The sequence below is a fragment of the Variovorax sp. Varisp41 genome (assembly GCF_047325085.1).
Taxonomy (GTDB): domain Bacteria; phylum Pseudomonadota; class Gammaproteobacteria; order Burkholderiales; family Burkholderiaceae_C; genus Variovorax.
On sequence record NZ_CP168540.1, the window covers coordinates 2,970,040 to 2,991,737 of the forward strand.

Below are 21,698 nucleotides of genomic sequence, written 5' to 3' on the forward strand. Positions count from 1 at the left end.
CTCGCAAAGGGCCCGCAGGCCCGGAGAGTTATTTTTCAGCCACCGCCCATTCGGACGGCGTATAGGTCTTCATCGAGAGCGCATGCACCTCATCGGTATGCATTTTCGCACCGAGGGTGGCGTAGACCCGCTGATGGCGCTGGATCGAGCGCTTGCCCTCGAATTCGGCCGAGACGATGGTGGCGTACCAATGTCGGCCGTCCCCCTCGAGCGCGATGTGCTCGCACGGCAGGTGGGACTGGATGATGGCCTTGAGTTGGTCTGCGGTCATGGGGTGTGAAAGGGGCCGTTCAGCCCCGGATTTTGTAGCCGATCTTCAGCAGGTGGACCGCGATCGCGCTGACCACGAGCCAGGCGCTGCCGACGATCCCGAAGCTCAGCCACGGCGAGGCGTCGCTGACGCCGAAGAAGCCGTAGCGGAAGCCATCGATCATGTAGAAGAAGGGGTTCAGGTGGCTCACCGACTGCCAGAACGGCGGCAGCGAGCCGATCGAATAGAACACGCCCGACAGGAAGGTCATGGGCATGATCAGGAAATTCTGGAACACGGCCATCTGGTCGAACTTCTCGGCCCAGAGCCCGGCGATCAGGCCCAGCGTGCCCAGCATGGCCGAGCCGAGCAGCGCGAACACCAGGATCCAGACCGGCGCCGCGAAATCCGGCATGGCGAAGAAGATCGTGACCAGGAACACGCCGAGCCCCACCGCCAGCCCGCGGATCACCGAGGAGCCCACGTAGGCCAGGAACCAGCCCCAGTGCGACAGCGGCGTGAGCAGCACGAACACGAGGTTGCCCATGATCTTGCTCTGGATGATCGAGGACGAGCTGTTGGCGAACGCGTTCTGCAGCACGCTCATCATCACCAGGCCCGGGATCAGGAAGGCGGTGTAGCCGACGGTGCCGTAGACCTTCACGTGGTCCTCGAGCACATGGCCGAACACCATCAGATAGAGCAGCGCGGTGAGCACCGGCGCGCCGACGGTCTGGAAGCCGACCTTCCAGAAGCGCAGCGTCTCCTTGTAGAGCAGCGCGCGCCAACCCGTGACAGCCATCATCGCGCGACCTCCAGCGGCGTCTGCTCGCCCGCCATCAGGTCGATGAACACGTCTTCCAGGTCGGCCTTGCGCATTTCCACGTCTTCCACCGCCACGCCGGCCTGCCGGATGGCGGCCAGCAGTTGTTCGACCTCGTGCGCGTTCTGCGCCGGCAGCTGCACGATGCGGCCCGTGATGCGCGCATGCTGGGCGATTTCCCAGGGCAGCATCGCATCGGTCTTGAAGCGCAGCACGTTGCTCGCGGCCGACTTCAGCAGCTCGCTGGTGCGGTCCAGCGCGATCACGCGCCCGAGCTTGAGCATCGCGATGCGGCTGCACAGCGCCTCGGCTTCCTCGAGGTAATGGGTGGTCAGCAACACCGTGCTGCCCTGCTTGTTGAGCCGCGCGACGAACTGCCACAGCGTCTGGCGCAGCTCGACGTCGACGCCCGCGGTGGGCTCGTCGAGCACGATCACCGGCGGCTTGTGCACCAGCGCCTGCGCCACCAGCACCCGGCGCTTCATGCCGCCCGAGAGCTGGCGCATGTTGGCGGTGGCCTTGTCGGCCAGGCCCAGGCTCTGCAGCAGCTCGTCGATCCAGGCCTCGTTGTTGGTGATGCCGAAGTAGCCCGACTGGATGCGCAGCGACTCGCGCACGTTGAAGAAGGGGTCGAACACCAACTCCTGCGGCACGATGCCGAGCTGGCGGCGGGCCTGGGCGTAGTCGCGCTGCACGTCGAAGCCATGCACGCGGATCGACCCGGCGGTGGGCCGCGACAGGCCAGCGAGCATGCTGATCAGCGTGGTCTTGCCGGCCCCGTTGGGACCGAGCAGGCCGAAGAACTCGCCGGGCTCGATGTCGAAGCTGACCTCGTCGACCGCCCGCAGCCCGGTCTTGCCCTGGGCCCGCTGCTGTCGTGAGGGAGGATAGGTCTTGGAGACCGATTGGAATGAGATCGCGGGCATGGGAGGCCGGGATTTTAAGGGCGCGGGTCCTCCAGCGCAGTTCGTGCGGGAATGCAAGCCCGGCGGACCCTTAAGGACCGCGAGGCCGGTTGGGGTCAGAATCGCGCCCGACGCCGGGCGGGGCACCGCCACCGCCGGCCGTCGCAAGGAGCCCTCGTGATGCGATCGTTGCACCGTCCTCCCCGGCCCTGGCTGGCCGCCGGAGCCCTGGTTCTTGCAAGCCTGTTGTCCGCCTGCGGCGGTGGAGGCGGCGGTGGGGGGGGCGGCGGCCTGCCCATCGTCGGGGGCAACCCGCCGACCAACACCACGGCCGAACTGCCCTCGCGCGAAGCCCTGATCGCGCGCGCCCGGTCGCTGGAACTCGCCACCCCCTACGTGCCGCCGCCCGGCAACGTGCTCGAGCACAACACCTCGGGCTATGCCAAGGCGATGTGCTCGGCGGTCTTCATCACCGGGCTCGACCCGGACGTCGCCGCCGAGACCGTCGGCTACTTCGTCGGGCCCTATTCGGAGCGCAAGAAGGTCGGCAAGCCGGTGGTCGACCGCGCGAAGCGCGAAGTGCGCATCGCCATCCCGGGCGGGCCCACGCTGACCGCGCGCCAGTTCGGCTCGCAAGGCTGCGTGACGCTGCCGCCAGGGCGCGACGACGTCTTCTTCACCCCGCTGGAGGTCAAGAGCGCGCTGCCCGACCCGTCCACCCAGCCCTGGCCGATGGGCGACGTGCTGCCAAGCACCCCGTTCCCGGCCAACGTGAACATGACCAAGGTGAACCAGGCCGTGAGCGCCGCCTTCGGCGTGCCCGAGGCCTACACCTCGGCCTTCGTGGTCACGCACAAGGGGCGGATCCTCGCCGAGCGCTACATGCCGGGCATCGGCCCGACGACGCCGCTGGAGTCGTGGTCCATGGGCAAGAGCGTGGTGGCCACCATGATGGGCGTGCTGATCCGGCAGGGCGTCTACACCCTCGACCAGCCGGCACCGATCCCCGAGTGGCAGGGCGAAGGCGACGGCCGCCAGAAGATCCGCATCTCGGACCTGCTGCACATGTCGAGCGGGCTGCGCATCAAGGCGCCCGACGATCCGGACTTCGACCCGAACGGCACCTACCCCGACCACATCTACTTCTACACGGGGCGCATCAACGCCTTCAACTACGCCGCCACGCGGCCCCAGCAGTGGCAGCCCAACCTCGTGGGCCGCTACCGCAACACCGATCCCGTGCTGGCCAGCTACCTGGTGCGCCTCGCGGTCGAGAAGCGCGGCGAGGAGTACCTCTCGTTCCCGCAGCGCGAGCTGTTCGACCGGATCGGCATCCGCTCGATGGTGCTGGAGACCGATCCCTACGGCAACTTCCTGGCACAGGGCTACGACTTCATGTCGGGCCGCGACTGGGCGCGGCTGGCCAACCTGTACCTGCAGGACGGCGTCTGGAACGGCGAGCGCATCCTGCCCGAGGGTTTCGTGAATTTCGTGCGCACCGTGGCGCCGGGCTGGGCGGCCGACAAGCGACCGATCTACGGCGGCTTCTTCTGGCTCAACGGGACGATGAACAACACCACAGCGTTCCCGGTGCCGACCTCGGCCTACTACATGCTGGGCGCGGACGGACAGGTGGTGCTGATCGTGCCCTCGCACGACCTGGTGGTGGTGCGCATCGGGCACTCGAAGGGCGCGCCGGCCTATGGCCGGCCGCTGAACGATGCGTTGAAGCTGCTGATGGAGGCGATTCCCGCCTCCTGAGGATGAGGAGCGCCCTCAGGGCGCGGCCGGCAGTAGTCCGGCGATGCCGTAGAGCGCCGCCAGCTCGCGCAGCCGCGGCGACAGGCCCTTCACCGCGAAGCCGCGCCCGAGCGCGCTGGCCTCGCGGCGGCATTCGAGCAGCACCGCCAGCGCCGACGAGTCGAACTGCACCAGCGCGCTGGCGTCGACCACGGTGGCGGAGGCGTCGCCCTGACCGGCGAGGCCCTTCTGCAGCATGCGCATGCAGGCGGGCGCCTCGTCGTGCGTGAGCTTCGTCGGCAGGACCAGCATGGCCTCGGCTCCTTCTCGATGGGCCCGGCCGGGCTCAGCCCTTGCCGCCGCCCTTGTTGCGGGCCGCCAGCGCGGTGATCAGGCCGTCGATGCCGCGGGCGTTGATCTCCTGCGAGAACTGGGTGCGGTAGGTATCGACCAGCCACACGCCGAGCACGTTGAGGTTGTAGACCTTCCAGCCGCCGCCCTGGCCGGGCGTCTTCTCGAGGCGGTAGTCGAGCTGGACCGGGTCGCCGCGGCCGCGGACCTCGGTGCGCACCAGCACTTCCTTGTCGTCGGGCGAACCGCGGTACGGGCGCACCGTGACGGTCTGGTCGCTCACCTGGTCGAGCGCGCCGGCATAGGTGCGCACCAGCAGGGTCTTGAACTCTTCCTGCAGGCGCTTTTGCTGCTCGGGCGTGGCCGGGCGCCCGGCCGGGCCGACGGCCGAGGCGGTCATGCGCTGGAAGTTGACGTTCGGCATGATCTTGCTGTCGACCAGCAGCATGATCTTGTTGACGTCGCCGGCCTTGATCGAGGTGTCGGCCTTGATGGTCTCGAGCACGTCGGTCGACAGCCGCTTGACCAGCGCGTCGGGCGCTTCGTCCGCGGCCTGCGCGGGGCGCACGAAGGCGACGCCGGCGCCGATCAGCAGCGCGCCGGCCAGCACCAGGCGGCCGAGGCTGCGTCGTTGAATCAAGGTCTGGGTTTTTGTCATGATCGTGAGTCCCTCTGGTTGAATCTGCCGCGCGGCCCTTCGAAAAAGAGAGCAGCCGCGCCAAGTCTGGAACGGTTTCGACAGGCTACCGGCCTACCGGGTTCCTGAACGTCGGATGAAGCCTGCAACCGGATGCAAGCGAAGGCCGTGGCCTCCTGACCTCGAAAAGCCGCGCTCCGGGCAGCGGCAAAGGCCTACTTGCCGTCGCTGCCCTTGGCGCCGTCCTTGGGGTCGATGTCCTCGCGCTCGTCGGGCGGGTTGCCGTCGTAGATGTCGCTGCGGCGGTGCTGCAGATAGGCGTCGCGCGTGAAGGTGTACTTGTCGAGCGCCGCATCGTCGAGCAGGCGGCCGGCGCGCAGGTACTTGGCACGGGTGTCGACCAGGTTCAACACGTTGAGCGAATTGCGCCACGCCACGTCGTTCATGTGCGAGATCGGATCGCCCCAGCGGTCCACCGGCAGCGCCGCGGCATCGCGCACGGTCGAGGGGCCGAGCAGCGGCAGCACGAGGTACGGACCCGAACCCACGCCCCAGTAGCCGAGCGTCTGGCCGAAATCCTCGTCGTGGCGGTCGATGCCCGCCTCGGTGGCGATGTCGAGCAGGCCGCCGAGACCGAAGATCGTGTTGACGTTCAAACGCATGAAGGTCTGGGCGCTGTTCTGCACCTTGCCCTGCGCGACGTTGTTGGCGAGGTTCCAGACGTCGCCCACGTTGTTGAAGAAGTTGGTGACACCGGTGCGCACCAGCGAAGGCAGCACGCGGGTATAGGTGGTGGCCACCGGCACGAGCACGTTCTCGTCGACGGTGTCGTTGAAGCGGGTCACGCCTCGGTTGAAGGGCTCGAACGGGTCGAGCGGATTGGCCTGCGGGCCGGTGGCGCACGCGGCGAGCACCGACAGAAGAGCAGAAATGCCCATCCAGCGGGCATAGGTCGCTATGTTCTTCATAGCATTCGACATGGGGTGACGGTTTTTCATTTCTTGTTGGTGTTGGCCGGCGTGGAACTCCCCTCGGCGGCCTTGCTGTAGAGGAACTGGCTGATCAGGTTCTCGAGCACCACCGCCGATTGGGTGGCGGTGATCGTGTCGCCGGCCTGCAGGTTCTTCTCCTCGACACCCGCCTCGATCCCGATGTACTGCTCGCCGAGCAGGCCACTGGTGAGGATCTTCAGCGAACTGTCCTTGGGAAAACTGTAACGGTTTTGCAAAGCCAGCGTCACGTCGGCCTGAAATGTCTTGTCGTTGAACGAGATCGATTGCACGCGGCCGATCACCACGCCGGCGCTCTTGACGGCCGTCTGCGGCTTGAGGCCGCCGATGTTGTCGAAGCGCGCGGTGACGGTGTAGGTCTTCTGGAAGTTCAGGCTCAGCAGGTTGGCCGACTGCAGCGCGAGAAACAGCAGCCCGGCCGCCCCGAGCAGCACGAACAGGCCGACCCAGATGTCGTTGTTGGAACGTTGCATGGTTGCACTCTCTATCTAGAACGATCGGGGCGAGCCCCTTCAGATACTGAACATCATGGCGGTGAGCAGGAAATCGAGCCCCAGCACCGACAGCGAGGCCGCCACCACGGTGCGGGTGGTGGCGCGCGACACGCCCTCGGGCGTGGGCTGCGCCTCATAGCCCTGCAGCAACGCAATGAAAGTCACGGTGAAGCCGAACACGATGCTCTTGATGACGCCGTTGCCGACATCGCGCCAGACATCGACGCCCGCCTGCATCTGGCCCCAGAACGCGCCGGGATCGACGCCGAGCATCAGCACGCCCACCACGTAGCCGCCGAGGATGCCGACCGCGCTGAACACGGCCGCCAGCAGCGGCATGGTGATCACGCCGGCCCAGAAGCGCGGCGCGAGGATGCGCTGCACCGGATCGACCGCCATCATCTCCATGGCGCTGAGCTGCTCGCCGGCCTTCATGAGGCCGATCTCGGCCGTGAGCGAGGTGCCGGCGCGGCCCGCGAACAGCAGCGCCGCCACCACCGGCCCGAGCTCGCGCACCAGGCTCAGCGTGACCAGCAGGCCGAGCGCCTCGGAGGAGCCGTAGCGCTGCAGCGCGTAGTACATCTGCAGCCCGAGCACGAAGCCCACGAAAAGACCCGACACCGCGATGATCGCGAGCGAGTAGTTGCCGAGGAAATGGATCTGGTCGCGCACCAGCGCGAAGCGGCGCAGGCTGCGCGAGCCCTGGAAGGCCAGCCGCATGAACAGCTTGGCACCATGGCCGAGATCGGCCAGCTTGCTGCGCACGGCGAAGCCGACGTCGCGCGGGTTCCACCAGCTCATGGATGGCCTCCATGCGCGGGACCGAAATCGTCCTCGATGCTGACGCCCGGATAGTGGAAGCGCACCGGCCCGTCGGGCAGCGCATGCACGAACTGGTGCACCAGCGGATCGCTGCTGTTGCGCACCTCGTCGGGCGTGCCCTGCGCGGCGATGCCGCCGTTGGCGAGCACGATCACCTGGTCGGCGATGCGGAAGGTCTCTTCCACGTCGTGCGACACGATGATGCTGGTGAGTCCCAGCGTGTCGTTGAGCTGGCGGATCAGCCGCGCCGCGGTGCCGAGCGAGATCGGGTCGAGGCCGGCGAAGGGTTCGTCGTACATCACGAAGTCGGGGTCGAGCGCGATCGCGCGCGCCAGCGCCACGCGCCGCGCCATGCCGCCCGAGACTTCGCTGGGCAGCAGGTCGCGCGCGCCGCGCAGGCCGACGGCGTCGAGCTTCATCAGCACGATGTCGCGCACCAGCGCCTCGGGCAGTTCGGTGTGTTCGCGCAGCGGAAAAGCCACGTTGTCGAGCACGCTCATGTCGGTGAACAACGCGCCGAACTGGAACAGCATGCCCATGCGGCGCCGCGCTGCATAGAGCGCGGTGGGGTCCATGCGGCCGACGTCCTGGCCGTCGAACAGCACCTCGCCGCGCTGGGCGCGCTGCTGGCCGCCGATCAGGCGCAGCACGGTGGTCTTGCCGCCGCCCGAGGCGCCCATGAGCGCCGTGACCTTGCCGCGCGGCAGCGAGAACGAGACGCCATCGAGGATCGCGCGCGCGCCATAACCGAAGCGAACGTCGCGAAACTCTACGAAGGGCTGTGGCTGTGCGGCTGGGTCCATCTCAATAAAAAAGCCGGGCGCCCTGAGGAGGCATCCCGGCATGCGGTTTCCGCGGATGATAAAGGAGCCGCGAGAAGCCCCGCCGAATTGAAACAAATTTCAGCCGTGGCAGCCTGCTCCGTTTGGAGGAGAAGCCCGCCGCCCTGGAGACGGCGGGCGCGGTGCCCGGAATCAGCGCGGCAGGTCGCTGAAGCCCATCAGGAACTCGTCGACCGAGCGCGCGGCCTGGCGGCCCTCGCGGATCGCCCAGACCACCAGCGACTGGCCACGGCGCATGTCGCCGGCGGCAAAGACCTTCGGCACGTTGGTGGCATAGCCACCGATGAAGTCGACGCTGGCCTTCGCATTCCCGCGCGCATCCTTCTCGACGCCGAAGGCATCGAGCACGGTCGCCACGGGGCTCACGAAGCCCATCGCGAGCAGCACGAGGTCGGCCTTGAGCACCTGCTCGCTGCCGGCCACTTCCTGCATCTTGCCGTCCTTCCATTCGACGCGAACGGTCTTCAGGCCGGTGATCTTGCCCTTCTCGCCGATGAACTCCTTCGTGGAGATCGCGAACTCGCGCTCGCAGCCCTCGTCGTGGCTGGAGCTGGTGCGCAGCTTGATCGGCCAGTACGGCCAGGTCAGCGGGCGGTTCTCTTCCTCGGGCGGCTGCGGCATCAGCTCGAACTGCGTGACGCTCACGGCGCCATGGCGGTTGCTGGTGCCCACGCAGTCGGAGCCGGTGTCGCCACCGCCGATCACGATCACGTGCTTGCCATCGGCGCGCAGCTGGCCCTTGACCTTGTCGCCCGCGTTGACGCGGTTCTGCTGCGGCAGGAACTCCATCGCGAAATGGATGCCGTCGAGGTCGCGGCCGGGCACGGGCAGGTCGCGCGACTGCTCGGCGCCGCCGGTCAGCAGCACGGCGTCGAAGTCCTTCTGCAACTGCTCGGGCGTGACGCTTTCCTTGGCCAGGTTGGTGACCTTCGAGCCCTTGCCCAGCGGATCCTTGGCGGCGCCGACGACCACGCCGGTGCGGAACACCACGCCCTCGGCCTTCATCTGCTCGACGCGGCGATCGATGTGCGACTTCTCCATCTTGAAGTCGGGGATGCCGTAGCGCAGCAGGCCGCCGATGCGGTCGTTCTTCTCGAACAGCGTCACATCGTGGCCGGCGCGCGCGAGCTGCTGGGCGGCGGCCATGCCGGCCGGGCCCGCGCCCACCACGGCGACCTTCTTGCCGGTCTTGTGCTTGGCCACGCGCGGCGCGACCCAGCCTTCGTCCCAGGCGCGGTCGATGATGGCGTGCTCGAGCGACTTGATGCCGACCGCGTCATCGTTCACGTTGAGCACGCAGGCCGCCTCGCAGGGCGCGGGGCAGATGCGGCCGGTGAACTCCGGGAAGTTGTTGGTCGAGTCGAGCACCGCGAAGGCGTTGCGCCAATCGTTGCGGTACACCAGGTCGTTGAAGTCCGGAATGATGTTGTTGACCGGGCAGCCGCTGTTGCAGAACGGCGTGCCGCAGTCCATGCAGCGCGCGCCCTGCACCTTCGCCTGGTCGGCATCCAGGCCGACGACGAATTCCTTGTAGTGCTTGAGCCGCTCCTCGACCGGGCGATAGCCCTCCTCGATGCGCTCATGCTCCAGAAAACCGGTGATCTTTCCCATCGTGCTGTTCCTTCGTTGTGTCTTCGTTCACCCGCGCCTTCAGGCGGCGGCCGGCACCGTCTTGGGCGCGGCGGCGATCGCATGCGGCTCGAGGCCGACGTGCGCGTTGTTGCCGGTGCTGGTGAGCTCGACCTTGCGGTCGTGCAGCTCGGCCAGGGCGCGCTTGTACTCGTTGGGGAAGACCTTGACGAACTTGGTGCGCGACACGGCCCAGGTGTCGAGCAGCTCGCGCGCGCGCTTGCTGCCGGTCCAGCGGTGGTGGTCCTCGAGCAGCTTCTTCAGCTGGGCCTCGTCGGTTTCGCCGCCGTGCCAGATCTTGCGATGCACGCTGGCGGTCTGCTCGGCCGAGGTCAGCACCTTGTCGAGCGAGACCATCGCCATGTTGCAGCGCGAGGCGAACTGGCCGTCCTCGTCGTAGACGAAGGCCACGCCGCCGCTCATGCCGGCCGCGAAGTTGCGCCCGGTCTTGCCGAGCACGGCCACCGTGCCGCCGGTCATGTACTCGCAGCCGTGGTCGCCGGTGCCTTCGATGACCGCCGTGGCGCCCGACAGGCGCACCGCGAAGCGCTCGCCGGCCACGCCGCACAGGTAGGCCTCGCCGGTGGTCGCGCCGTACAGCGCGGTGTTGCCGACGATGGTGTTGCGCGCGGCCTCGCCGCGGAAGTCGAGGCTGGGGCGCACCACCACGCGGCCGCCCGACAGGCCCTTGCCGGTGTAGTCGTTGGCGTCGCCGATCAGGTACAGCGTGATGCCGCGCGCCAGGAAGGCGCCGAACGACTGGCCGCCCGTGCCCTCGAGCTGGATGCGGATCGAGTCGTCGGGCAGGCCCTGCGGATGCACCTTGGTCAGCGCGCCCGAGAGCATCGCGCCCACCGAGCGGTTGACGTTGCGCGCCACCTCGATGAACTGCACCTTCTCGCCCTTGTCGATCGCGGGACGCGACTTCTCGATCAGCCGGACGTCGAGTGCCTTGTCGAGGCCGTGGTCCTGGTTCTCGACATGGAAGCGCGAGACGTCGGCCGGCACGTTCGGCAGCGCGAACAGGCGGCTGAAGTCGAGGCCCGAGGCCTTCCAGTGTTCGATGCCCTTGCGCATGTCGAGCAGGTCGGCGCGGCCGATCATGTCGTCGAACTTGCGGATGCCGAGCTGGGCCATGATCTGGCGCACTTCCTCCGCGACGAAGAAGAAGTAGTTGACGACGTGCTCGGGCTTGCCCGAGAACTTCTTGCGCAGCACCGGGTCCTGCGTGGCCACGCCCACCGGGCAGGTGTTGAGGTGGCACTTGCGCATCATGATGCAGCCCTCGACCACCAGCGGCGCGGTGGCGAAGCCGAACTCGTCGGCGCCCAGCAGCGCGCCGATGGCGACGTCGCGACCGGTCTTCATCTGGCCGTCGGCCTGCACGCGGATGCGGCTGCGCAGGCGGTTGAGCACCAGCGTCTGCTGGGTCTCGGCCAGGCCGATTTCCCACGGGCTGCCCGCATGCTTGATCGACGACCAGGGCGAGGCGCCCGTGCCGCCGTCATGGCCGGCGATCACGACGTGGTCGCTCTTGCACTTGGCCACGCCCGCGGCGATGGTGCCGACGCCGATCTCGCTGACCAGCTTCACGCTGATGCTGGCGTGCGGCGCGGTGTTCTTCAGGTCGTGGATCAGCTGGGCCAGGTCCTCGATCGAGTAGATGTCGTGATGCGGCGGCGGCGAGATCAGGCCCACGCCCGGCACCGCGTAGCGCTGCTTGCCGATGTACTCGGTGACCTTGCCGCCCGGCAGCTGGCCGCCCTCGCCCGGCTTCGCGCCCTGGGCCATCTTGATCTGGATCTGGTCGGCCGAATGCAGGTACTCGGCCGTGACGCCGAAGCGGCCCGAGGCCACCTGCTTGATGCGCGAGCGCAGCGAGTCGCCGTCCTTCAGCGGCAGGTCGACCTCGACGTTCTCGGCACCGATCACGCTGCGCAGCGTGTCGCCCTGCTTGATCGGGATGCCCTTGAGTTCGTTGCGGTAGCGCGCGGGGTCCTCGCCGCCCTCGCCGGTGTTGCTCTTGCCGCCGATGCGGTTCATGGCCACGGCCAGCACCGAGTGCGCTTCGGTGCTGATCGAGCCCAGCGACATCGCGCCGGTGGCGAAGCGCTTGACGATCTCGGCCGCCGACTCGACCTCGTCGACCGGAATCGCCTTCGCCGGATCGATCCTGAACTCGAACAGGCCGCGCAGCGTGAGGTGGCGGCGGTTCTGGTCGTTGATGAGCTGGGCGTATTCCTTGTACGTGTTCCAGTTGTTGGCGCGCGTGCTGTGCTGCAGCTTGGCGATCGCGTCGGGCGTCCACATGTGCTCCTCGCCGCGCGTGCGCCAGGCGTATTCGCCGCCGGCGTCGAGCATGTTCGAGAGCACCGGGTCGTCGCCGAAGGCGGCCTTGTGCATGCGGATGGCTTCCTCGGCGATCTCGAACACGCCGATGCCTTCCACGCGGCTGGCCGTGCCGGTGAAGTACTTGCTGACGGTCTCGCTGTTCAGGCCGATGGCCTCGAACAGCTGGGCGCCGCAGTAGCTCATGTAGGTGCTGACGCCCATCTTCGACATGATCTTCGACAGACCCTTGCCGATCGCCTTCACGTAGTTGTAGATCGCCTTCTCGGCGCTCAGCGCGCCCGGCAGGTCGGCATGCATGCCGGCCAGGGTGTCCATCGCGAGGTAGGGATGAACCGCCTCGGCGCCGTAGCCCGCGAGCACGGCGAAGTGGTGCACCTCGCGCGCCGAGCCGGTCTCCACCACCAGGCCGGCCGTGGTGCGCAGGCCCTCGCGCACCAGGTACTGGTGCACGGCCGACAGCGCCAGCACGGCGGGGATGGCGACCTGCGTCGGGCCGACGCCGCGGTCGCTGACGATCAGGATGTTGTGGCCGCCCTTGATGGCATCGACGGCTTCGGCGCACAGCGAGGCCAGCTTGGCTTCGACGCCTTCGTCGCCCCAGGCGAGCGGGTAGGTGATGTCGAGCACGTAGCTCTTGAACTTGCCCTGCGTGTACTTGCCGATGTCGCGCAGCTTCGCCATGTCGGCGAAGTCGAGGATCGGCTGGCTCACCTCGAGCCGCATCGGCGGGTTGACCTGGTTGATGTCGAGCAGGTTGGGCTTCGGGCCGATGAAGGACACCAGCGACATCACGATGGCTTCGCGGATCGGGTCGATCGGCGGGTTCGTGACCTGGGCGAACAGCTGCTTGAAGTAGTTGTACAGCGGCTTGTTCTTGCTCGAGAGCACGGCCAGCGGGCTGTCGTTGCCCATCGAGCCGATGCCCTCTTCGCCGGCCTGCGCCATCGGGCTCATCAGGAACTTGATGTCTTCCTGGGTGTAGCCGAAGGCCTGCTGGCGGTCGAGCAGCGCGACCTGCGAGATCGGCGCGGCCACCGGCTCGGCCTGCACGCTGTCGAGCTTGATGCGCAGGTTCTCGATCCACTGCTTGTAGGGCTTGCTGTTGGCGAGGGTGGCCTTGACCTCCTCGTCGTCGATCATGCGCCCTTGCTCGAGGTCGATCAGGAACATCTTGCCGGGCTGCAGGCGCCACTTGCGCACGATCTTCTGCTCGGGCACGGGCAGCACGCCCGACTCCGAAGCCATGATGACGAGGTCGTCGTCGGTCACGCAGTAGCGCGAGGGACGCAGGCCATTGCGGTCGAGCGTGGCGCCGATCTGGCGGCCGTCGGTGAACACGATCGAGGCCGGGCCGTCCCAGGGCTCGAGCATGGCGGCGTGGTATTCATAGAACGCGCGGCGGCGCGGGTCCATGGTGCTGTGCTGTTCCCAGGGCTCGGGAATCATCATCATCACGGCCTGGCTGATCGGGTAGCCGGCCATCGTCAGCAGCTCGAGGCAGTTGTCGAAGGTGGCGGTGTCGGACTGGCCCGCGAAGCTGATCGGGTAGAGCTTCTGCAGGTCGGGGCCCAGCACGGGCGAGGACATCACGCCCTCGCGCGCCTTCATCCAGTTGTAGTTGCCCTTGACGGTGTTGATCTCGCCGTTGTGCGCGACGTAGCGGTACGGGTGGGCCAGCGGCCACTCGGGGAAGGTGTTGGTCGAGAAGCGCTGGTGCACCAGGCCCAGGGCCGAGACGCAGCGCTTGTCCTGCAGGTCGAGGTAGTAGGTGCCGACCTGGTCGGCGAGCAGCAGGCCCTTGTAGACCACGGTGCGGCTCGACATGCTCGGAACGTAGTATTCCTTGCTGTGCTTGAGCTTCAGGCGCTGGATGTTGGCGCTCGCGGTCTTGCGGATCACGTAGAGCTTGCGTTCCAGCGCGTCCTGCACGATCACGTCGTTGCCGCGGCCGATGAAGACCTGGCGCAGCAGCGGTTCCTTTTCGCGCACGGTGGGCGACATCGGCATGTCGCGGTTGACCGGCACGTCGCGCCAGCCCAGCAGCACCTGGCCTTCGGCCTTGATCGCGCGTTCCATTTCCTGCTCGCAGGCCTGGCGCGAGGCGTGTTCCTTCGGCAGGAAGATCATGCCGACGCCGTACTCGCCCGGTGGGGGCAGCGTGACGCCCTGCTTGGCCATCTCGTCGCGGTACAGGTGGTCGGGCAGCTGGATCAGGATGCCGGCGCCGTCGCCCATCAGCTTGTCCGCGCCCACTGCGCCGCGATGGTCGAGGTTCTCGAGGATCTTCAAGCCCTGCAGCACGATGGCGTGGCTCTTCTCGCCCTTGATGTGGGCCACGAAGCCGACGCCGCAGGCATCGTGCTCGTCGGCACCGGAATACAGACCGTGTTGTTGGAGATGTTGAATCTCGGCAGCCGTCGTCATGGCGCACTCCTTCAGTTTTCGCAGGGATTGGGAGCATATTGCGATGCACAAAGAATGCCAAACACTTTAATAGGGGTCAGATTCCGATTAAATCTTGAGTTTTCTTGTCAGAATTTAATTGGGGACACATCAAATCAGATAGCGAAAGACCACGACTGGACAGCGGCTTCCGCCCTTTTCAGTTCAGCTCTTGGTGCCCGAAGGCGGCCGCCCGGCCTTGGCCGGCAGCACGCGGCGCTCGGTGTTCTTCTGCAACGCTTCCAGGAAATCGGCGTCGCCGGCCGCCCAGCCACGCAGCGTGGCCTCGGTCAGCGCCGACTGGTCGGCGGCCCGGACCCCCGCGCGCACCAGTTCGACATACGCCGCCTCGCGCGCGAACGGGGTGTTGCCGAGCTCCCAGTACAGCGGATGGGGCGTGAGCAGCCGGTCGTGCCGCAACCCCGCGTAGTGCGCATGGCTGGACCACGCGAACTCGCGCGGATCGATCACCAGCCCCGCGCGCACCGGGTTGAGGTCGATGTAGGCCATGCAGGTCAGCAGGTAGCGCTCGGTCTGGATCAGGGTCGACCTGTAGCGCCCCTCCCACAGGGTGCCGCTGCGGCCATGGCGGTCGTTGAAGTAGCGCACGTAGCTGCGCCCGACCGACTGCATGAGTTGCGGCAGTCCGGTGGCGCTGTCGGGCGTGGCCAGCAGGTGGAAGTGGTTGTCCATCAGCACGTAGGCGTGCACCGCGACGCCGAAGCGCGTGGCGCTGTCGGCCAGCAGGGCGAGCAGCTTCTCGTGGTCGGCACGGTCCACGAAGATCGGCTGGCGGTTGTTGCCGCGCTGGATCGCATGGTGCGGCAGGCCGGCAAGGGTGAGGCGGGGAAGGCGGGCCATGGGCCAGGAAGGGGTTGACGCGCGGGACTTGTATCCTAAGCCGCCCGCCGAACCATCCCATCCTGGCGGGGGAGGAGCCATTCGATGTTCAAGTTCTTCAAGGAAATGCTCGATACGGTCAAGGAAGGCATGGCGGAGGGACGCGCCGAGCTGGCGCAGGAAACCGCCGAGCGCGAGGCCAAGGCGCAGCAGGACGGCGCGGCGCTCGAGGCCCGGCTCGCTGCCTCGTCGCGCTACGAGAACATGGCCGTGGCGCTGGCCGCGATCTACCGCGAGACCTTCGCCCCCGAGCTCAAGGCCGCCAGGGAAGCGAACCGCGGCGCGGTGCACCTGCTGTGCGTGCCGATCCCCGACGAGGAAGTCGGGCCGTGGAAGAAGCTGCTGGCACGCGACTTCGACGCGGACGGCGAGGCGCAGGCACGCGAAGCCATCGCCGACACCCACGACGCGGCCGAGGCGATGGCCCGGAGCACGGATGGCGAACTGGCCGTGTGGATCGCCCGCTTCGCGCACCTCGCGACCGGCTCGGCGGCGGTCGGCTACCTGGAAGCGCGCGAGGCGCTGGACGCGCTCGAGCCGGCGGTGGCGCTGGCGGTCGAGCGCTTCGATGGCTGGGAGAGCTACGGCCGCAGCTTCCTCGAAGGCGAGCGCGATGCCGCGGGCAGCAACTTCATGGGCCGCAAGGTGCTGGCTTCGGTGACCGAACGGCTGCTGGAAGACGAGCGCAGCCCATGGAAGACGCTGGCCTGGCCCACGCGCGACGCGCTGCCTGCGCTGCTCGCCTCGCGCTGAGCCGGCGCGGCGTCAGGCTCAGTCGAGACTAAAGCGCGTATCGCCCAACGCGTCGAGCCCGAACTGCGCCAGCAGTTCGCGCAGCCGCGCGGCCGCGCTCGCCTTGCGCTGGCCGGTATGGCGCGCGAGGATCAGTTCGTTCTTCATGCTGTGCTCCCAGCCCACGAGCTCGGTCACGGTGACGCTGTAGCCGTTGGCCTCGAGGTACAGGCAGCGCAGCACGTTGGTGAGCTGGCTGCCGATCTCGCGCGTGTGCAGCGGATGGCGCCAGAGCTCGGCCAGCGGCGTGCGCGAGAGCGCGAGCGCCTTGGTCTCGCGCAGGCAGGCCGCCACCTCCGCCTGGCAGCACGGCACCAGCACCATGCAGCGGGCCTTCTTCGCGAGGCCGAAGGCGATGGCGTCGTCGGTGGCGGTGTCGCAGGCATGCAGCGCGGTCACCACGTCGATCCGCGGCGGCAGCTCGCCCGCGGTGGCCGATTCGGCCACCGTGAGGTTGAGGAAGGACATGCGGTCGAAGCCCAGCCGCTGCGCGAGTTCGCGCGACTTCTTGACCAGCTCGGCGCGCGTCTCGATGCCGTAGACGTGACCGCCCTGCCCCGTGCGGAAGAACAGGTCGTAGACGATGAAGCCCAAGTACGACTTGCCCGCGCCATGGTCGGCCAGCGTGGCGTTGGCGCCGCCCTCGGGCAGCTCGCGCAGCAGCTGCTCGATGAACTGGAACAGGTGGTAGACCTGCTTGAGCTTGCGGCGCGAGTCCTGGTTGAGCCGGCCCTCGCGCGTGAGGATGTGCAGCTCCTTGAGCAGCTCGACCGACTGGCCCGGGCGCAAGGCCTCGGCGAGCTCGGCATCGGCCTTCGCCATCTTGGCGGTCTTGCCGCCCTTGGCGGAATGGTCGTCGCGGATCTTGTTCAAAGCGTGGGCATTCATGTGGGGGTGCTCCCGGGGCCGACATCGAGCGCGGCCCAGCCTTCGGGCCCGAGGGCCTCGAGGGTGTCGATGTTGCGGCCGAAGATCTCCTCGGCATCGGGAAAGGCCTCGACCGCGCGGTCCACGCTCTCTTCGCGCAGCAGGTGCAGCGTGGGATAGGGCGCGCGGTTGGTGGCGTTGCCGATGTCGTCGGGCTCGGTGCCGCCGAACTGGAATTGCGGATGGAAGCTCGCGAGCTGCAGCACGCCGTCGAAGCCGGCCTTGGCAAGCCTGCGCTCGGCGCGTGCCGTGAAGTCGTTGAAATCGAGGAAGTCCGAAAGCGCGCTCGGCGCGATCAGCAATGTGGTGTCGCGCTCGGTGGCATCGCGCGCGACGAGTTGCCGGGCCTCGGCGAGCAATGCGTCGAGCAGGTCGTCATGCTCGGCGGGCAGGTAGGTGGCGTAGTGGATCCGGCTCTTGACGTGCACGGCCTTCGCGAACGGGCACAGGTTGAGGCCGATCACCGCGCGCTCGAGCCAGCGGCGCGTGTCGGCGACGGCCTGCTCGGCCGCGACGAAGGCACCGCTGCTCATGGCGTCGCCGTCTCCAGCGCCAGCCGCGCACGGCCGAGCCGGCGCGCGATCGCGATGCCGGTCAGCGAGCAGGCGAGCGTCGCGACCCAGGTCCAGTGCCATCCGCCGACGCGGTGCGCCACCCAGGCAACAGTCGGCGGCGCCAGGAACTGGCCCAGCGACGAGGCCTGCTGCATCAGTCCGACGGTGGTCGACACGGTGGCCGGCCCGGGCGCGAAGCGCACGCCGAGCAGGAACAGCGTGGCCGGCACCATGCCGCCCGCGAGCGAGAAGGCGCAGACGGCCACGAAGCGCAGCGAGGCGGGCAGCCCGATGGCATCGGCGCCCGGCCCGCGCAGTTCCGCGAAGGCCGCGATGCCGCCCAGCGCCATGATCAGGAAGCCCCATTGCAGCAGCCGCTCGGGCGCGATGCCGCGCTGCAGCCAACGCCCGCCCATGATGTTGCCGACGATGTTCATCGCGGCCGCCAGTGCCGTGAGCACCGCGTTCCAGCCGGCCGGCACGCCCGCGCCGGCATAGATCGCGGGCAGGAAGCCGATCACCGCCATCCACTGTGCCGAATAGACGGCGAAGCTCAGCGCCGTGAGCCAGGGGCCGCGCGCGCCGACGGTGGTGCGCAGGCGCGACCAGCCGCTCTCGGGCACGGCGGCGGCGATCGGCGCGCGCTGCCGGTCGGCCGGCACCGCGACGAACAGCCAGGCCGCCGCCAGCGCCGACACCAGCGACAGCGCCCACCACCAGCCGGGCCAGCCGTTCCAGCCGATCAGTACCGGGCCGAGCAACAGGGCCAGCGCCACGCCGAACGGCATGTAGGCGCCCCAGAGCCCCAGCGCGGCCTTGTCGGCGCCCGAAGGCGTGAGGGCGCGGATCAGGCCCGGGCCCGGCATCACCGCCAGCAGGAAGCCGACGCCCTCGACGGCGCGCAGCACCAGCAGCCAGGGCACGGCCTGCTCTGCGGGCAGGTGGCTGCCGACCGCGCCGCCCGCGAGGCTGGCCAGGGTCAGCACCGCCAGTCCGCCCAGCATGCTGCGGCGCAGGCCGATGGTGTCGGCCGCCAGGCCCGCGAGCAGACCCAGCGTCATGCTCGCGACCTGGACCAGCGAGAGCAGGAAACCCGCCTCGACCAGGCCGATGCCCAGCGAAGCCTGCAGCGCCGGCACCGCGGGCGGCAGCTTGCCCAGGTGCAGCGCGGCGCTGACGCCCGCGACCACGACCGCGAAGGCGGCCGCGGGGATGCGCGGGCGCGCGCCGGGCGATGTCATGCCGTCGGCCCGTCGGCGCGCGCAATGCCGCGCCGGCCGGTCAGCCGTTCGTGCTCGCGCATCGCGAAGCGGTCGGTCATGCCCGCGATGTAGTCGGCCACGGCACGCGGGCGGTCGGCGCGCTCGGCGAAGGACTCGGGCATCTCGGCGCCGCGCTCGAGGTAGGCATCGAACAGTTCGCGCACCACCTCGCGCGCCTGGTCGGTGGTCTGCACCACCTGCGGATGGCGGTAGAGATTGCGGAACAGGAAGCGCTGCAGGGTCTCCGACTGCGCGCGCATGCCCTCGCTGAACGCGACCACCGGCGGCGCGCGGCGCACCGCATCGGCATCGCCGGGCGCGAGCGCCTCGAGCGTGGCGCGGGTGGCATCGATCACGTCGTAGACCTGGGCGCTGAGCATGCGGCGGATGGTCTCGTAGAGCACGCGGCGGCCGCTGAGCGCCGGGTACTCGGCCAGCGCCTCGCGCCGGTAGCGCTCGAACAGCTCGACCTCGGCCAGTTGCTCGACCGCGATCAGGCCGGAGCGCACGCCGTCGTCGATGTCGTGGGCGTTGTAGGCGATCGCATCGGCCAGGTTGCACAGCTGCGCTTCGAGGCCTGGCTGGGTGCGGTCGATGAAGCGGTGCGCCACGCCGCCGGGCTCGGCCGCCTCGAGCTTCTCGGCGTTGGCGCGCGAGCAGTGCTTGAGGATGCCCTCGCGCGTCTCGAAGCTGAGATTGAGGCCGTCGTACTGCGGATATCGATGCTCGAGCGCATCGACCACGCGCAGGCTCTGCAGGTTGTGCTCGAAGCCGCCGTGCTCGGCCATGCAGGCATTGAGCGCGTCCTGCCCCGCATGGCCGAAGGGCGTGTGGCCCAGGTCATGGGCCAGCGCGATGGCTTCTACCAGGTCCTCGTTGAGCCGCAGCGCGCGCGCGATGGAACGGCCGAGCTGCGCCACCTCGAGCGAATGCGTGAGCCGCGTGCGGAACAGGTCGCCCTCGTGATTGAGGAACACCTGGGTCTTGTAGACCAGCCGCCGGAACGCCGTCGAATGCACGATGCGGTCGCGGTCGCGCTGGAAGGCATCGCGCGTGGGCGCGGGCGGCTCGGGATGGCGACGGCCGCGCGAACGCGCGGGATGCGAGGCGTAGGGCGCGAGGCTCATGGATCCGCGGGGGCGATGCCGGCCATCGGAAGGGGGTTCAGGCCGCCGCGCAGGATTGCGCGAGCACCTCGCGCACCAGCGCATCGGGCGCGCCGCGCATGATCGCGGAACCCGGCTCGTCGATCACGACGAAGCGGATCTCGCCGCCCTCGGATTTCTTGTCGACGCGCATCAGTTCCAGGTAGCGGTCGGCGCCGAGGTCGGGGCCGACCGTGGGCAGGCCGGCGCGCTGGATCAGCCGGGTCAGGCGCTCGACGAAGGCCGCATCCACGCCGCCGAGGCGCTGCGACAGCCGCGCCGCCATCACCATGCCGCAGCCCACGGCCTCGCCATGCAGCCATTCGCCATAGCCCAGGCCCGATTCGATCGCATGGCCGAAGGTGTGGCCGAAATTGAGGATCGCGCGCAGGCCGGTCTCGCGCTCGTCCTGGCCAACCACCAGCGCCTTGATCTCGCAGCTGCGCTTGACCGCATGCGCGAGCGCGGCGGGATCGCGCGCCACCAGGGCCTCGATGTTCGACTCGATCCAGTCGAGGAAGGCCATGTCGTGGATCGGTCCGTACTTGATGACCTCGGCCAGGCCGGCGCTGAGCTCGCGCGGCGGCAAGGTCTGCAGGGTGCCGAGGTCGCAGACCACCAGCTGCGGCTGGTAGAACGCGCCGATCATGTTCTTGCCCAGCGGATGGTTGATGGCCGTCTTGCCGCCGACCGAGGAATCGACCTGCGCCAGCAGCGTGGTCGGCACCTGGACGAAGGGCACGCCGCGCATGTAGCTGGCGGCCGCGAAGCCGGTCATGTCGCCCACCACGCCGCCGCCGAGCGCGAACAGCACGGTCTTGCGGTCGCTGCCGTGACCGAGCAGCGCATCGAAGATCAGGTTCAGCGTTTCGAGGTTCTTGTAGGCCTCGCCATCGGGCAGCTCGAGCAGATGCACCTGCCGGAACCGGCCGGCCAGCGCCTCGCGAAGCGCCTGGGCGTAGAGCGGCGCGACCGTGGTGTTGCTGACGATCAGCGCGCTGGCCGCCTGCGGCACGACGCCGTAGGTCCGGGGATCGTCGAACAGGCCGGCGCCGATGAGGATGGGATAGCTGCGGTCGCCGAGCGGGATGTCGACGCGTTCGAGGGGGGGCGGGGAAACGGAGGCGGCGGGCGATGGCATGGCGGGAGTTTAGGCGGTGCGGCGCCGACGGGCCGGAACGCCGGCGCCAAGCGCCCGGGCGCGCGAGGGTCGATGCGCCTCGGGTCGCGCGGGCTCAGTCCGAAGACACGGTCGGCTCGGGCCCCTCGGGATGCGCGCCGGGCGACACGATGCCCGCCAGCTCGAGCTGCATCACGATGATATTCACGAGCGTCGCGACCGTGGGACGGCCGGTGTCGACCACGTCGTGGGCCGTCTCGCGGTAGAAGGGATCGCGCGCGTCGTGCAGCTCGCGCAGCCGGCCCAGCGGATCGGCCACCTGCAACAGCGGGCGCTTGACGTCGTGGCGCAGCCGCCGGAACAGGTCCTCGGGCGAGGACCGCAGGTAGATCACGTGGAAATGACCGCGCAGTTGCCGGCGGTTGGCCTCGCGCAGCACCGCGCCTCCCCCGGTGGCCAGCACGCCGTGCGCGCCAGCAGCCAGCTCGGCGATCACCTGCTGCTCGAGGTCGCGGAAGGCGGCTTCGCCTTCGCGCTCGAAGTAGTCGCGGATCGAGCAGCCGATGCGCTGCTCGATCTCGTGGTCGGTGTCGACGAAGGGAAGGTCGAGACGCTGCCCCAGCCGCCGGCCCACCGCGGACTTTCCGGCGCCGGGCAATCCGACGAGTGCGACGGCCACGCCGTGGCTGCTACGCCCGCGC

20 protein-coding genes are annotated in these 21,698 nt (G+C 68.6%); 2 read left to right on the forward strand and 18 right to left on the reverse strand.

Annotation, left to right across the window (positions count from 1 at the left end; translation table 11 throughout):
- Positions 1-28: 28 nt before the first annotated feature.
- The 3 genes from ACEN9J_RS13850 to ACEN9J_RS13860 are packed head-to-tail and all read right to left on the reverse strand — an operon-like array spanning position 29 to position 1,999.
- Complete coding sequence (locus tag ACEN9J_RS13850) at positions 29-271, reverse strand: BolA family protein (protein WP_093351969.1); 243 nt, start codon at positions 269-271, stop codon at positions 29-31.
- Between the two features lie 19 nt (positions 272-290).
- The gene (locus ACEN9J_RS13855) at positions 291-1,055 is read right to left on the reverse strand and encodes an ABC transporter permease (RefSeq protein ID WP_261209832.1); all 765 of its coding nucleotides are present in this window, start codon (positions 1,053-1,055) and stop codon (positions 291-293) included.
- Positions 1,052-1,999: an ABC transporter ATP-binding protein gene (locus ACEN9J_RS13860; RefSeq protein WP_057596772.1), complete on the reverse strand. Its 948-nt coding sequence runs from the start codon at positions 1,997-1,999 to the stop codon at positions 1,052-1,054. The genes ACEN9J_RS13855 and ACEN9J_RS13860 overlap by 4 nt, the downstream gene beginning before the upstream one ends.
- 159 nt (positions 2,000-2,158) lie before the next feature.
- Here ACEN9J_RS13860 and ACEN9J_RS13865 point away from each other — a divergent pair, with 159 nt between their 5' ends.
- Positions 2,159-3,739, forward strand: coding sequence for a serine hydrolase domain-containing protein (locus ACEN9J_RS13865; RefSeq protein ID WP_413764358.1), 1,581 nt, complete (start codon positions 2,159-2,161; stop codon positions 3,737-3,739).
- 15 nt (positions 3,740-3,754) lie between these two features.
- Here the strand turns inward: ACEN9J_RS13865 and ACEN9J_RS13870 are convergent, their stop codons facing one another.
- The 9 genes from ACEN9J_RS13870 to ACEN9J_RS13910 form a co-directional block, all read right to left on the reverse strand.
- Positions 3,755-4,030: a lipid asymmetry maintenance protein MlaB gene (locus tag ACEN9J_RS13870; protein ID WP_261209826.1), complete on the reverse strand. Its 276-nt coding sequence runs from the start codon at positions 4,028-4,030 to the stop codon at positions 3,755-3,757.
- A 34-nt stretch (positions 4,031-4,064) separates the two neighbouring features.
- Positions 4,065-4,727, reverse strand: coding sequence for a phospholipid-binding protein MlaC (locus ACEN9J_RS13875; RefSeq protein ID WP_413764359.1), 663 nt, complete (start codon positions 4,725-4,727; stop codon positions 4,065-4,067).
- A gap of 194 nt (positions 4,728-4,921) precedes the next feature.
- Entirely contained in the window at positions 4,922-5,674 is a 753-nt protein-coding gene (locus ACEN9J_RS13880) for a VacJ family lipoprotein (protein ID WP_261209822.1), read from the reverse strand.
- A gap of 26 nt (positions 5,675-5,700) precedes the next feature.
- The gene (gene mlaD, locus ACEN9J_RS13885) at positions 5,701-6,189 is read right to left on the reverse strand and encodes an outer membrane lipid asymmetry maintenance protein MlaD (protein ID WP_057596777.1); all 489 of its coding nucleotides are present in this window, start codon (positions 6,187-6,189) and stop codon (positions 5,701-5,703) included.
- Between the two features lie 39 nt (positions 6,190-6,228).
- A complete protein-coding gene (mlaE, locus tag ACEN9J_RS13890; protein WP_261209820.1) occupies positions 6,229-7,011 on the reverse strand; it encodes a lipid asymmetry maintenance ABC transporter permease subunit MlaE in 783 nt (260 codons plus the stop codon).
- Positions 7,008-7,835, reverse strand: coding sequence for an ABC transporter ATP-binding protein (locus tag ACEN9J_RS13895; protein ID WP_261209818.1), 828 nt, complete (start codon positions 7,833-7,835; stop codon positions 7,008-7,010). Before ACEN9J_RS13895 ends, mlaE begins: the two co-directional genes overlap by 4 nt.
- Before the next feature lie 171 nt (positions 7,836-8,006).
- A complete protein-coding gene (locus tag ACEN9J_RS13900) occupies positions 8,007-9,485 on the reverse strand; it encodes a glutamate synthase subunit beta (protein ID WP_413764360.1) in 1,479 nt (492 codons plus the stop codon).
- A 39-nt stretch (positions 9,486-9,524) separates the two neighbouring features.
- Entirely contained in the window at positions 9,525-14,279 is a 4,755-nt protein-coding gene (locus ACEN9J_RS13905; RefSeq protein ID WP_413764361.1) for a glutamate synthase-related protein, read from the reverse strand.
- 183 nt (positions 14,280-14,462) lie between these two features.
- Positions 14,463-15,158 (reverse strand): transposase, encoded by a 696-nt coding sequence (locus ACEN9J_RS13910; RefSeq protein WP_413764362.1) that lies wholly within the window; start codon positions 15,156-15,158, stop codon positions 14,463-14,465.
- Positions 15,159-15,242: 84 nt separating this feature from the next.
- Between ACEN9J_RS13910 and ACEN9J_RS13915 the strand changes: the two genes are divergently transcribed.
- Positions 15,243-15,950 carry a DUF1266 domain-containing protein gene (locus ACEN9J_RS13915; protein ID WP_296783053.1) on the forward strand — a complete coding sequence of 236 codons (708 nt, stop codon included), beginning with the start codon at positions 15,243-15,245 and terminating at the stop codon, positions 15,948-15,950.
- 18 nt (positions 15,951-15,968) lie between these two features.
- Here ACEN9J_RS13915 and ACEN9J_RS13920 read toward each other — a convergent pair whose 3' ends face one another.
- The 6 genes from ACEN9J_RS13920 to ACEN9J_RS13945 all read right to left on the reverse strand — a co-directional run bounded on the left by ACEN9J_RS13920 (position 15,969) and on the right by ACEN9J_RS13945 (position 21,676).
- A complete protein-coding gene (locus tag ACEN9J_RS13920; RefSeq protein ID WP_296783229.1) occupies positions 15,969-16,811 on the reverse strand; it encodes a class I SAM-dependent methyltransferase in 843 nt (280 codons plus the stop codon).
- A gap of 62 nt (positions 16,812-16,873) precedes the next feature.
- Positions 16,874-17,449, reverse strand: a complete 576-nt coding sequence (locus ACEN9J_RS13925) for a DUF1415 domain-containing protein (RefSeq protein WP_413764363.1) — start codon at positions 17,447-17,449, stop codon at positions 16,874-16,876.
- Complete coding sequence (locus ACEN9J_RS13930) at positions 17,446-18,711, reverse strand: CynX/NimT family MFS transporter (protein WP_413764364.1); 1,266 nt, start codon at positions 18,709-18,711, stop codon at positions 17,446-17,448. The genes ACEN9J_RS13925 and ACEN9J_RS13930 overlap by 4 nt, the downstream gene beginning before the upstream one ends.
- Positions 18,708-19,859: a deoxyguanosinetriphosphate triphosphohydrolase gene (locus tag ACEN9J_RS13935; protein WP_413764365.1), complete on the reverse strand. Its 1,152-nt coding sequence runs from the start codon at positions 19,857-19,859 to the stop codon at positions 18,708-18,710. The genes ACEN9J_RS13930 and ACEN9J_RS13935 overlap by 4 nt, the downstream gene beginning before the upstream one ends.
- 37 nt (positions 19,860-19,896) lie before the next feature.
- Entirely contained in the window at positions 19,897-21,018 is a 1,122-nt protein-coding gene (aroB, locus tag ACEN9J_RS13940; RefSeq protein WP_413764366.1) for a 3-dehydroquinate synthase, read from the reverse strand.
- Between the two features lie 94 nt (positions 21,019-21,112).
- A complete protein-coding gene (locus tag ACEN9J_RS13945; protein WP_261209802.1) occupies positions 21,113-21,676 on the reverse strand; it encodes a shikimate kinase in 564 nt (187 codons plus the stop codon).
- Positions 21,677-21,698: the final 22 nt, after the last annotated feature.

What these genes read in the sequence shown, in the direction of transcription:
- ACEN9J_RS13935 (WP_413764365.1), bottom strand. Translation starts at nt 19,859, where the DNA reads ATGAGCCTCGCGCCCTACGCCTCGCATCCCGCGCGTTCGCGCGGCCGT.
- ACEN9J_RS13920 (WP_296783229.1), bottom strand. Translation starts at nt 16,811, where the DNA reads ATGGCGAAGGCCGATGCCGAGCTCGCCGAGGCCTTGCGCCCGGGCCAG.
- mlaE (WP_261209820.1), bottom strand. Translation starts at nt 7,011, where the DNA reads ATGAGCTGGTGGAACCCGCGCGACGTCGGCTTCGCCGTGCGCAGCAAG.
- ACEN9J_RS13875 (WP_413764359.1), bottom strand. Translation starts at nt 4,727, where the DNA reads ATGACAAAAACCCAGACCTTGATTCAACGACGCAGCCTCGGCCGCCTG.
- ACEN9J_RS13850 (WP_093351969.1), bottom strand. Translation starts at nt 271, where the DNA reads ATGACCGCAGACCAACTCAAGGCCATCATCCAGTCCCACCTGCCGTGC.
- ACEN9J_RS13915 (WP_296783053.1), top strand. Translation starts at nt 15,243, where the DNA reads ATGTTCAAGTTCTTCAAGGAAATGCTCGATACGGTCAAGGAAGGCATG.
- aroB (WP_413764366.1), bottom strand. Translation starts at nt 21,018, where the DNA reads ATGCCATCGCCCGCCGCCTCCGTTTCCCCGCCCCCCCTCGAACGCGTC.
- ACEN9J_RS13855 (WP_261209832.1), bottom strand. Translation starts at nt 1,055, where the DNA reads ATGATGGCTGTCACGGGTTGGCGCGCGCTGCTCTACAAGGAGACGCTG.
- mlaD (WP_057596777.1), bottom strand. Translation starts at nt 6,189, where the DNA reads ATGCAACGTTCCAACAACGACATCTGGGTCGGCCTGTTCGTGCTGCTC.
- ACEN9J_RS13910 (WP_413764362.1), bottom strand. Translation starts at nt 15,158, where the DNA reads ATGGCCCGCCTTCCCCGCCTCACCCTTGCCGGCCTGCCGCACCATGCG.
- ACEN9J_RS13905 (WP_413764361.1), bottom strand. Translation starts at nt 14,279, where the DNA reads ATGACGACGGCTGCCGAGATTCAACATCTCCAACAACACGGTCTGTAT.
- ACEN9J_RS13880 (WP_261209822.1), bottom strand. Translation starts at nt 5,674, where the DNA reads ATGAAGAACATAGCGACCTATGCCCGCTGGATGGGCATTTCTGCTCTT.
- ACEN9J_RS13900 (WP_413764360.1), bottom strand. Translation starts at nt 9,485, where the DNA reads ATGGGAAAGATCACCGGTTTTCTGGAGCATGAGCGCATCGAGGAGGGC.
- ACEN9J_RS13930 (WP_413764364.1), bottom strand. Translation starts at nt 18,711, where the DNA reads ATGACATCGCCCGGCGCGCGCCCGCGCATCCCCGCGGCCGCCTTCGCG.
- ACEN9J_RS13860 (WP_057596772.1), bottom strand. Translation starts at nt 1,999, where the DNA reads ATGCCCGCGATCTCATTCCAATCGGTCTCCAAGACCTATCCTCCCTCA.
- ACEN9J_RS13925 (WP_413764363.1), bottom strand. Translation starts at nt 17,449, where the DNA reads ATGAGCAGCGGTGCCTTCGTCGCGGCCGAGCAGGCCGTCGCCGACACG.
- ACEN9J_RS13895 (WP_261209818.1), bottom strand. Translation starts at nt 7,835, where the DNA reads ATGGACCCAGCCGCACAGCCACAGCCCTTCGTAGAGTTTCGCGACGTT.
- ACEN9J_RS13865 (WP_413764358.1), top strand. Translation starts at nt 2,159, where the DNA reads ATGCGATCGTTGCACCGTCCTCCCCGGCCCTGGCTGGCCGCCGGAGCC.
- ACEN9J_RS13870 (WP_261209826.1), bottom strand. Translation starts at nt 4,030, where the DNA reads ATGCTGGTCCTGCCGACGAAGCTCACGCACGACGAGGCGCCCGCCTGC.